This window comes from Corynebacterium otitidis ATCC 51513, assembly GCF_000296405.1.
GTDB classification, from domain to species: Bacteria; Actinomycetota; Actinomycetes; order Mycobacteriales; family Mycobacteriaceae; genus Corynebacterium; species Corynebacterium otitidis.
The window spans coordinates 35,653-45,926 of sequence record NZ_JH815195.1 but is presented as its reverse complement, the minus strand read 5'-3'; the positions used below and the strand labels follow the sequence as shown (position 1 = coordinate 45,926).

The window sequence follows — 10,274 nt, the reverse complement described above, 5'->3', positions numbered from 1 at the left end:
CCCGCCGCGGCGAGCGCGCCCAGCCCGCCGAGCGCCGCGGCCTGCGCGGCGCGTTCCTTATCGACCGGGGAGCCGAGCTCTGCGGTCGCGTCGGCGGCGGCCTCCGCGGCGTCGCGCGCGACCGGCGGGGTGCGCGGCCGCTCCGGGGAGAGCACGACGATAGAGCCGTGCGGCAGGGGCAGCTCGCCGACGGGCGTGTGCTCGTCGAGCGGCACGCCCGCGGCGCTTTGGGCCTGCCACGGCCGGTCGATGCGCGGCGCCCGCGCGAGCCCGGCTGCCTCCTCGACGACCTCCGCGAGGCTCGAGGCGGGCGGGATGGCCAGGTCGATGCTTGAGGTCGTGCGCCCCGCGCTAAACCGCAGCGTGACGCGAATCCCCCGGTCGATGTCCACGACGCGTGTCGTCCTTCCCCCGAAACGGACGGCGCGGTAACCACCGGCCGGCCACGGGCCACCACCGGCGGCGGGGCTTAGCCCGCCGGGGTCCCCCAACCCCGGCCGTCCCGCCGCTAGGTGTGATCTCTCTTACCCGTCGCAGTGAGGGATTGTGCCGTACGATGACGGCGTCGTCCACCGCTAGGGGCCCCGGGGAGCGAAAATCCCCGGGAGGCGGCGGGCGCGCCGGGGGATTTTTCGTGCCACAAGGGGGAGTGGGCGTGGACGCCGTGTCGAGTGAGCGCATCGTCATACCCGTCGAGCCGGCCGGGCGGGCGCCCGCGCCGCCCAGGCCGTCGGGCGCGCTGCGCGCCGAGGACGTGCCCGAGGCCGCCAAGCCGCAGCCCACGCCGCTGATTCGGCTGATCATGCCGCTGGTCATGGTCGCGGCGATGGGCGCGGTCGTCATCGTGGTGGTCACCTCGGCGGGCGAGGTGAGCCCGATGATGCTGCTCTTCCCGCTGATGATGGCGATGGGGTTCGTCATGATGCTCAGCCCGCAGCAGGCCGACGACCCGGACGAGTCGCGCCGCTCCTACCTGCGCCACCTCGAGGGCTTAAGGCAGCAGGCGCTGCGCAACGGGCGTGCCCAGCGCGACCACGAGGAGCACCGCTACCCGCCGGCCGGCGCGCTGTGGGCGCTCGCCGCCGGGGAGCGGCTGTGGGAGCGCGGCGCGGGCGACGAGGACGCCGCCGACGTGCGCGTCGCGACCGGGCGCACCGCGCTGTGCACCCCGATCGAGGTCGGCGAGGTGAAGTCCGCCGAGGACCTCGACCCGGTGTGCGCCGTGGCGCTGCGCCACACGCTCAAGTCCGTCGGCGCGCTCGACGACATGCCCGTCGTCGTGAAGCTCACCGCGTTCCCCGTCGTCTCCATCGCGGGCCCCGCCGCCCGGGAGGCTGCCTACGCGATCGTCGCGCAGCTGGCCTTCCACCACGGCCCGGAGACCATCGGCGTGGAGGTCGTCGAGGAGCCCGGCGCGCCGGGCGCGTGGGGCTGGGCGAAGTGGCTGCCCCACACGAGGCGTCCGGCAGAGGCGGCGATCCGGGTGCTCGTTGTCGACGGGCCGGCGACCGTCGGCACCGAGGGGTTCCTGCGCGGCGGGCACGACGTCGTCGTCGAGGTCGCCAGCGGCGCGGCGACGTGGCTGCGCGGCCGCGCCGTGGAGGAGGGCCTCGCCCTGCACGCCGGGGTGCGGCTCGTCGTCGCTACCGCTCGCGGGGAGGAGGAGCTCGGCGCCCCGGAGCGCCTCGGCGCGGCCGCCGCGGAGCGCCTGGCCCGCGCGCTTAATGGGTGCCGCCGCCCGGCGCGCGGCGGGGAGGGCAGGGCCGGTGGGCTCACCGAGCTGCTCGGGCTGGGCCCGGCGGCCGCGCTCACCGCCGAGGGGCTGTGGGGTGCTCAGGGCGAGCGGCTTGCGGTGCCGATCGGGGTGGCGCCGGGCTCGGCTAGGCCGGTGGTGCTCGACCTCAAGGAGTCGGCGCAGGGCGGGGTGGGCCCGCACGGGCTGTGCATCGGCGCGACGGGCTCGGGCAAGTCGGAGCTGTTGCGCACCCTGGTCACGGCGCTGGCGCTGACCCACTCCCCGGAGGAGCTCAACGTCGTGCTCGTGGACTTCAAGGGCGGGGCGACGTTCCTCGGTCTCGAGGGGCTGCCGCACACCGCGGCGGTGATCACGAACCTCGCGGCGGAGGCGCCGCTCGTCGAGCGGATGCGCGACGCTCTGTCCGGGGAGCTCAACCGGCGCCAGGAGCTGCTGCGCGCCGCGGGCAACGCCGCGGGTGTCGCGCAGTACCGGGAGGCACGGGAGCGGGACCCCGGGCTGCCGGCGCTGCCGTCGCTTCTCGTGGTCATTGACGAGTTCTCGGAGCTGCTCAGCCAGCACCCCGAGTTCGCCGACCTGTTCGTCGCGATCGGGCGGCTCGGCCGCTCGCTGGGGGTGCACATCCTTTTAGCGAGCCAGCGGCTCGACGAGGGGCGGATGCGCGGGCTGGACTCGCACCTGTCCTACCGGATTGGGCTGCGGACGTTCTCCGCGGCGGAGTCGAGGCAGGTGATCGGCACGCCGGACGCCTACGAGCTGCCCGCCACGCCGGGGGCGGGCTTCCTCGCGGCGGGCTCGGGCGAGCCGGAGCGCTTCCAGGCCGGCTACGTCTCCGGCCCGCTCGAGCCGCCCGGCCAGGCGGGCGGGGCGGCGGAGCCCGGCCTGCGGGTCTTTGAGTCGTGGGAGTCGCTCGACGCCGCGCCGCGGCCCGCCGCCGAGGAGCCGGAGGCTGATCCGGCGGGGGCGGGCGAGAGCCTGCTGGAGCGGGCGGTCGCGTTGTGCGCTGCGGCCGCCGGGGGCCGCGGCATGGCCGCGCACCGGGTGTGGCTGCCGCCGCTGCCCGAGCGGGTGCCGCTCGCCGGGATCGCCGCGCCGGGCGAGGATCTCTCCGCGGCGATCGGGATCATCGACCGGCCCTTCGAGCAGCGCCAGGACCCGCTGCGCGTCGCGCTCGGCGAGGGCAGCGGGCACCTCGCGGTGGCGGGCGCGCCGCGCTCGGGGAAGAGCTCGACGCTGGTTACGCTCGTCGCGTCGCTGTGCGCGACCCACGGGCCCGACGTCCTCAAGGTTTACGTGCTCGCGCTCGGCGGGGCGGAGCCGGCGGCGCTCGCGCGGCTGCCGCACGTCGCCGCGGTGGCGGGCAAGGACGAGCCGGAGCGCCTCGCCCGCGTCGTCGACGAGGTGCGCGCCCTCGCCGCGGACGCCCAGGCCGGCCGCCCGGGAGATGGGCGCCACACGCTGCTCGTCGTCGACGGCTGGCACGCCCTCACCGAGGAGTTCGAGGAGCTCGCCGCGGGGGTCACCGCGCTCGGTTCGGAGGGGCCGGCCGCGGGCGTTCACCTCGCGATCAGCGCGAACCGGTGGAGCTCGATCAGGCCGGCGCTGCGCGACCTTATCGACCACCGCCTCGAGCTGCGCCTGGGCGAGCCGATGGAGTCGCTCGTCGACCGCCGCGCCCAGGAGAAGCTCCCCGTCAAGCCGGGCCGCGCGCTCACCGCGGGCGGGGAGCAGGCGCTCGTCGCGCTCACCTCCGGGGAGGACCTGGCCCACGTTGCGCGCTCCGCGCTCGAGGCCGGCCACGAGCCCGTGCCGAGGCTGCGGACGCTGCCCAAGGAGGTCACCACCGGCGAGCTCGAGGCGCCGCCCGCCGGCGAGGGCGGCGGCTACGCGGTGCCCATCGGGGTTGGCGGGACGCGGCTTGCCACGCTCGCGTGGGAGGACACCCACCTGCTCATCGTCGGCGGGCGAGGCTCGGGGAAGACCACCGCGCTGGCCACCGTGCTCGAGGCCGTGCAGCTGTGGGACCGCGCCTCCGCCCGCGTCGTGCTCGTCGACCCGCGCCGCGCGCACCTCGGCCGCGTCGCCGAGGAGATGCTCGCCGCCTACGCCGCGAGCGCGAGCCAGGCCGCCGACGCCATCGCCGACACCTGCCTCACCCTCAAGGAGCGCCTGCCCGGGCCGGGGATCTCCCCCGCGCAGCTCGCCGAGCGCTCGTGGTGGGCAGGCCCGGAGATTTTCCTCGTCATCGACGACCTCGACCTCGTGCCCGAGGCTCACCTCGCCGGCCTCGTCGAGCTCCTGCCCCACGCGCCCGATATCGGGCTGCACGTCGTCGCCGCCCGCAAGGCCGGCGGCGTCGGCCGGGCGCTGTTCCAGGCGTTCCTCGCAGCCCTCGCCGACCAGCGCCCCGCGCTCCTGCTCCTCGACGCGCCCGCCGAGGAGGGCCCCGTCCTCGGCGTGAAACCCGGACCAAAGCCCCCGGGGCGCGGCGCGTGGCGCGCCGGCGGGGCGGAGCCCACCACCATCCAGGTCGCGGCCCCGGGCGGCGAGGCCGGATCGGGCGGGCGGCACGCCGCCGCGGCGGGGGCGGCGCAGTGACGAGCCTGAAGGAACAGACCAGGGAGTTCAGCGACGACGCGCTGACCATCACCGTTCTTGAGACCGCGACCGTCTTCGACGGGCCCGACACCGTCTACCGCTACGACCTGCCCGCCGCGGGTATCGTCACCGGCTGGGCGCTCGACGGGGTCGTCGACCAGGTCAAGCAGATGTACAGCCTCTCCTGGCCCGACGTGGAGATCGTCGTCGACGCCGCCCCCGAGCCCACCGAGGCGCTCGTGACCGCGCTGCTCAACAAGGGCGCGGCCGCCTACCCGGCCGAGGCGATCCGGGAGGCCGCCGCCGAGGAGGAGCGCGCCGCCGCGGACCCGGACCTCACCGTCGTGCGCCGCTCGGACCCACCGGGCGCCGCGACCCGGCTCGCGATGGGCAACCGCGGCTTCGTCGTTCTCGCGGCGTGCGCGGCGGGCGCGCTGCTCGCGCTGTGCGGGTGGCTGCTCATCAGCAGCGGCGCCGCGCCGCCAGGCGCGCCGGCCGCCCCGGCCGGGGAGGCCGCGCCGGCGACGACCCCGCCCGCGTCCCGCGGTCCGGGCGGGCAGCGCGAGGACGCGGATCCCCAGACCGCCCCGGAAAACCCGGACCCGGACGCTTCGGACGCCGGGGAGAACCGCGGGCCGGGCGGCGGGCCGCGCGAGGTCGGCGAGTTCGTCGTCGACGTGCCCGCGGGCTTCCGGGTGGGCCCGGGCGGCGACGGCGCGGAGCTCCTCGAGGACCCCGACGGCCGGCTGCGGGTCTACCTCTCCGCCGCCGACGCCGGCGGCCTCGAGCTCGAGGACGCGCTCGTCGAGCTCAACGGCGCGATCCGCGAGGACGAGGCACTCGAGTTCCTGCCCGGCGGCGAGCAGGGATCGCGCATCACCTATCTCGAGCGGCCCGGCGACGGCTCCGAGGTGCGCTGGACGACGTGGCTCACCGACGGCCGGCACGTCAGCGTCGGCTGCCACACCCCCGCCGAGCCGGGCGAGGAGGAGCTCGCCGCCTGCGAGCGCATCGCCGCCTCCACCAGGCTGCGCTAGTTCAGGGAACCGCCCCCGCGCCGGGCGCGTCGGATACGCCCGGGAGCAGCGCCTGAGTCAACCGGTTTCGGAGCCCGGGCGCGCCCCGCCGCACGGCCCCGTGCCCGGCGCTCGCGCCGGGGCGGGGAGGCACACGACACCGACCGGGGGACCCGAGCGCGCTCGGGAGATAAACACAAGGGGGAGGACACGCTATGGCCGGACAGTTCAGGACCGAGGCCGACGTCATGGTCGCGACCGCGGGCCGCGTCGACCAGACCAACGACGAGGTGCAGGGGGAGCTCAACCGCCTGCAGGGCGTCGTCGACGGGGTGCGCGGCAGCTGGGCGGGCTCCGCGCAGGCGAGCTTCGACGGGCTCATGGTGCGCTGGAATGACGCGGCCCGCCAGCTGCGCGAGGCGCTCGCGTCGATCAGCACGAATATCCGCCACAACGCCCGCGGCTTCGCCGCCGTCGAGGCGGACAACGCGCAGGCGTTCACGGGCGTCGGCGGCGGGCTGCGGCTCTAGCCCAGCCACCGGCACGACGACCGACCGCAAGTAGACGACAAACAACCGGGGGAGAGGTTCTATAGATGAGTGACCTGATTCGATACCAGTTCGGGGCCGTCGCCGCGGCGGCCGGGGACATCAACGCGACCTCGGGTCGCATCACCCAGCTGCTCGCGGACCTCAAGGCGCGGCTGCAGCCCATGGTCGCGACGTGGGAGGGCGACTCGGCGAGCGCCTACCAGGCCGCCCAGCAGAAGTGGGACCGCTCCGCCGCGGAGCTCAACGCCATCCTCGCGACGATCTCGCGGACGGTGGCGCAGGGCAACGACCGCATGGCGGAGATCAACCGGGCGGCCGCCGCCTCCTGGGCCTAGGCCGGCCTGAGGCCGGCGCCGGCGACGGCGGGCCACCGAGCGTGCCCGCCCTCGCCGGGCGCGGCCCCCGCCGGGGGCGCGGCGCGACACCCGAGAGCCAGCGAGGCGGGAGGCGGGCGCTTTCCTTACTTGTTATCTCTCGCGGGGCGCCGCGCCGCCGGAGGCGGCCGCAGCGAGACAACAGACGACAGCCCGATCCGCGGCGACGGTGTCGCGAGCCGGGCCCGGGGAGCCGAGCGATCGGCCTCCCGGGCCCGGCGCCGTCGTGCCCGGGCACGACGGTCGGCGGCGGCTTGCCGGGGCCCGGGCCGCCTGCCTATAGTGGTTCGGCTACGTGCGCCGAGCATCGCATGCGCTGGCGGGTCCCCACCGGCCGCCGTCAGCACATGAGGCGTCACGCGGTTGGCCGGCAGCCTTCTAGACCGACTGGCAAGGAGTCAATACGTGTCTACCTACCACCCGAAGAGCGGTGACATTACCCGTAAGTGGTACGTCATCGACGCCACGGATGTGGTGCTGGGCCGGCTTGCCACCCACGCGGCGAACCTGCTGCGCGGCAAGGGCAAGCCTCAGTTCGCCCCGAACGTCGACTGCGGCGACCACGTCATCATCATCAACGCGGCCAAGGTCGCGGTCAGCTCGAACAAGCGTGAGCGCGAGATGCGCTACCGCCACTCCGGGTACCCGGGTGGCCTGAAGTCGATGACGCTGGGCGACGCGCTCAACACGCACCCCGCGCGCACCGTGGAGGAGTCCGTGCGCGGCATGATGCCGCACAACAAGCTCTCGCGCGCTTCCATCAAGAAGCTCCACGTGTTCGCCGAGGGTGAGCACCCGTACGCCGGCCAGAAGCCGGAGAACTACGAGATCAAGGTGGTGTCGCAGTGACCGAGCCGAACAACAACGAGGACAACAACGTCGCGAGCGCCGAGGACATCGCCGCCGCCCAGGTCGCCGAGGAGTTCACGACCACCATCGGCGATCAGGTCTCCGAGGAGGCCGAGGACGACGCCGACGTCGCCGTCGAGCCCGAGGGCATCGACGGGCCGATCCAGACCGTCGGTCGCCGCAAGCGCGCCATCGTCCGCGTGCGGCTGGTGCCGGGCACCGGGAAGTTCTCCTGCAACGGGCGCTCGCTCGAGGACTACTTCCCCAACAAGCTGCACCAGCAGTCGATCAAGGCGCCGCTCGCGCTGCTCGAGCGGGAGAACCAGTTCGACATCCAGGCGAACCTCAAGGGCGGCGGCCCGACCGGCCAGGCCGGCGCGTTCCGCCTGGCGATCGCCCGCGCCCTCAACGCGTACTCGCCGAGTGACCGCGCGGCCCTGAAGAAGGCCGGCTACCTCACCCGCGACGCGCGCGCCGTGGAGCGCAAGAAGGCCGGCCTCCACAAGGCCCGCCGCGCGCCGCAGTACTCGAAGCGCTAAATCAGCCCTTCGGGCCTGCATTTTCTGCCGACGCCCCGCACCGGTTTTCGTGGTGCGGGGCGTCGCCGCGTCTCTAAGGGGCCCCGGGGCCGGGTTGGGCGACCGGCTGGCCGGGGCGGGCGGGCCCGAGCCGTAGACTGGTGGGCCATGACTCGACTCTTTGGCACGGATGGCGTGCGCGGGCTCGCGAACGATCGGCTCACCGCGCCGCTGGCGCTTCGGCTCGGCGCGGCGGCCGCCGAGGTCCTCACCCGCGAGCGGCGCTCCGAGGGGCCCAGGCCCACCGCGATCGTGGGGCGGGATCCGCGCGTCTCCGGGGAGATGCTCGCCGCGGCGCTGGCGGCCGGGATGGCGTCGCGCGGGGTGGACGTGCGCCGCGTCGGCGTGCTGCCCACGCCCGCGGTCGCGTTCCTCACCGACGACTACGGCGCGGACATGGGCGTGGTGATCTCCGCGTCGCACAACCCCATGCCGGACAACGGCATCAAGTTTTTCACCGCCGGCGGGCGGAAGCTGCCCGACGAGCTCGAGGACGAGATCGAGCGCACCATGGCCGACTACCGCTCCGCGGGGCCGACCGGGCACGGCATCGGCCGTATTTTCGACGAGGCGAAGGACGGGGAGAGCCGCTACCTTTCGCACCTCGCGGAGGCGATGGGCACGGACTTGAGCGGCATCACCGTCGTCGTGGACACCGCGAACGGCGCGGCATCCAGGGTCGCGCCGGCGGCCTACCGGGCGGCGGGCGCGCGGGTGATCCCCATCTTCGACGAGCCGAACGGCTACAACATCAACGACGGCTGCGGTTCCACGCACCTGGAGAAGGTGCAGGCCGCCGTCGTCGAGCACGGCGCGGACCTGGGGCTCGCGCACGACGGCGACGCGGACCGCTGCCTCGCGGTCGACGCTCAGGGCCAGGAGGTCGACGGCGACCAGATCATGGCGATCCTCGCGGTCGCGATGCGCGACGACTCCGACCTGCGCAAGAACACCCTCGTCACCACGGTGATGAGCAACCTCGGGCTCCACCGCGCGATGGAGCGCGAGGGCATCGACGTCGTGCAGACCAAGGTCGGGGACCGCTACGTGCTCGAGAAGCTCAACGAGGCGTCGCTGAGCCTTGGCGGGGAGCAGTCCGGCCACGTCGTCATCACCGACCACGCCACCACCGGCGACGGGACGCTCACCGGCTTAAAGCTCATGGCATGCATGGCGGAATCGGGCAAGAGCCTCGCCGACCTTGCCGAGGTGATGACCGTCCTGCCGCAGGTGCTCATCAACGTGCCCGTCGCCGACAAGGAGGCCGTCGCCGCCAGCGACAAGCTCGCCGCCGCCGTCGAGGAGGCGCGCGAGGACCTCGGCGCGGACGGGCGGGTGCTGCTGCGTCCCTCCGGAACGGAGGAGCTCTACCGCGTCATGGTCGAGGCCACCGAGGAGGAGCACGCCCGCCGCATCGCGGGCAAGCTCGCCGCGGTCGTCGCGAGCATCTCCTAGCTAGGGGCGCGCCCGGAACCGGTCCGCGACGGGCCGACGTCGAGTAAGGCCGCGGCCAGCAGGCCCACGCCAGACTCGCGGAAAGGACCGTCGCCACCATGGACCACCTCGACTTCGACCCCGCCCGGGCGCGCGCAGCGCTCGACGACTTCGCCCGGGAGGTCGACCGCCAGCGCGGCCTCCACGGCGGCTCGGCGCCGCTCTTTCCCGCGGAGAAGGCCGGCCGCGGCTTCGTTGAGCTCGGCGCCCGGCTCGACGCGGCGCTCGGCGCGCTGCACGGCACCACCGCCGGGCGGCTCGGGGAGCTCGAGCGCGCCGCCGGGAAGGCCAGATCCGACATCGAGGCGCTCGTCGACGCCGACGACGCCCACGCCCGATCGCTCTCCGGGGCGCGGCGATGAGCGCCGCGAAGACGACGACCACCACGACGAGGCGCGTGGTGGTCGTCCAGCGCTACCGCAGGCTCGTCGCGCGCTTCAGGGTCGCCGCCAAAGGCCGCTACGCCGGGCCCGCGACGAGCCCCGCGGCCCTCGACTCCTCGCTGGCGAAGGCCGAGGGCCTCGATCCGAAGGCCGTCGGCGACGCGGTCGGCGGCGCGGTCGGGCAGTCCCGCGGCGAGCCGCTCCACGCCCGCGCGGTCGCCGGCCTCGTTCCCTTCCTCATCTCCATCGCGGGCGGGCTCATCGTCACGGTCCTCAACAACCTCATCGGCGAGTTCCTCGCCGACCGGCGCGCCGGCAAGGAGCTAGAAGAGCTCGGCCGGCGCACCGCCGACGCGCTCGACGAGACGAGCTGCCGCTGCGACGACGCCGCGTCGCGGGCCGTCGGGCAGCTCGACGGGCTCGTCGGGCGGCTGTGCCGCCAGCTCGAGGCAACCGACCCCGCCGCGGACCCCGGCGGCTTCGACTCGTGCGTCGCCGCCGGCGCGGGCGCCATCGACCGGTGCGCCGAGCAGATCCTCGCGATGGTTCGCGGGCGCGACGAGTGCCTCGCCGCGCTTTTGGCCGGGCTCGCCGCCCGCGTCGAGGAGTGCGCGGCGAAAAAGGCCACCCCGGCGCCGGCGCGGCCCGCCGGCGGGGCGACCGCCCCCGCGGCGG

General features: G+C 74.9%; 9 protein-coding genes and 1 pseudogene. 9 read left to right on the top strand and 1 reads right to left on the bottom strand.

The window, feature by feature from the left end; genetic code table 11:
* Window positions 1–392: pseudogene (locus HMPREF9719_RS07610) on the bottom strand (hypothetical protein); the annotation flags it as partial.
* A 263-nt stretch (window positions 393–655) separates the two neighbouring features.
* Between HMPREF9719_RS07610 and eccCb the strand changes: the two are divergent.
* From eccCb to HMPREF9719_RS07565, 9 genes are all read left to right on the top strand, one after another.
* Complete coding sequence (eccCb, locus tag HMPREF9719_RS07605) at window positions 656–4,354, top strand: type VII secretion protein EccCb (protein ID WP_004601408.1); 3,699 nt, start codon at window positions 656–658, stop codon at window positions 4,352–4,354.
* Window positions 4,351–5,391: a type VII secretion-associated protein gene (locus tag HMPREF9719_RS07600; RefSeq protein WP_004601407.1), complete on the top strand. Its 1,041-nt coding sequence runs from the start codon at window positions 4,351–4,353 to the stop codon at window positions 5,389–5,391. Before eccCb ends, HMPREF9719_RS07600 begins: the two co-directional genes overlap by 4 nt.
* 194 nt (window positions 5,392–5,585) lie before the next feature.
* Entirely contained in the window at window positions 5,586–5,900 is a 315-nt protein-coding gene (locus HMPREF9719_RS07595) for a WXG100 family type VII secretion target (RefSeq protein ID WP_004601406.1), read from the top strand.
* Window positions 5,901–5,965: 65 nt separating this feature from the next.
* On the top strand, window positions 5,966–6,256 hold the full coding sequence (locus HMPREF9719_RS07590; protein ID WP_004601405.1) for a WXG100 family type VII secretion target: 291 nt from the start codon (window positions 5,966–5,968) through the stop codon (window positions 6,254–6,256).
* A 444-nt stretch (window positions 6,257–6,700) separates the two neighbouring features.
* Window positions 6,701–7,144 carry a 50S ribosomal protein L13 gene (gene rplM, locus HMPREF9719_RS07585; RefSeq protein ID WP_004601404.1) on the top strand — a complete coding sequence of 148 codons (444 nt, stop codon included), beginning with the start codon at window positions 6,701–6,703 and terminating at the stop codon, window positions 7,142–7,144.
* Window positions 7,141–7,683: a 30S ribosomal protein S9 gene (gene rpsI / locus HMPREF9719_RS07580; RefSeq protein ID WP_004601403.1), complete on the top strand. Its 543-nt coding sequence runs from the start codon at window positions 7,141–7,143 to the stop codon at window positions 7,681–7,683. Before rplM ends, rpsI begins: the two co-directional genes overlap by 4 nt.
* Before the next feature lie 147 nt (window positions 7,684–7,830).
* Complete coding sequence (glmM, locus tag HMPREF9719_RS07575; RefSeq protein WP_004601402.1) at window positions 7,831–9,177, top strand: phosphoglucosamine mutase; 1,347 nt, start codon at window positions 7,831–7,833, stop codon at window positions 9,175–9,177.
* Window positions 9,178–9,275: 98 nt separating this feature from the next.
* On the top strand, window positions 9,276–9,578 hold the full coding sequence (locus HMPREF9719_RS07570) for a hypothetical protein (protein ID WP_004601401.1): 303 nt from the start codon (window positions 9,276–9,278) through the stop codon (window positions 9,576–9,578).
* The coding region (locus HMPREF9719_RS07565) for a hypothetical protein (protein WP_004601400.1) at window positions 9,575–10,274 on the top strand (700 nt) is incomplete at its 3' end. The genes HMPREF9719_RS07570 and HMPREF9719_RS07565, both read left to right, overlap by 4 nt.

Excerpts from the sequence above, each read along its gene's own strand:
- glmM (WP_004601402.1), top strand. The coding sequence starts at position 7,831 with ATGACTCGACTCTTTGGCACGGATGGCGTGCGCGGGCTCGCGAACGAT.
- HMPREF9719_RS07590 (WP_004601405.1), top strand. The coding sequence starts at position 5,966 with ATGAGTGACCTGATTCGATACCAGTTCGGGGCCGTCGCCGCGGCGGCC.
- HMPREF9719_RS07595 (WP_004601406.1), top strand. The coding sequence starts at position 5,586 with ATGGCCGGACAGTTCAGGACCGAGGCCGACGTCATGGTCGCGACCGCG.
- HMPREF9719_RS07570 (WP_004601401.1), top strand. The coding sequence starts at position 9,276 with ATGGACCACCTCGACTTCGACCCCGCCCGGGCGCGCGCAGCGCTCGAC.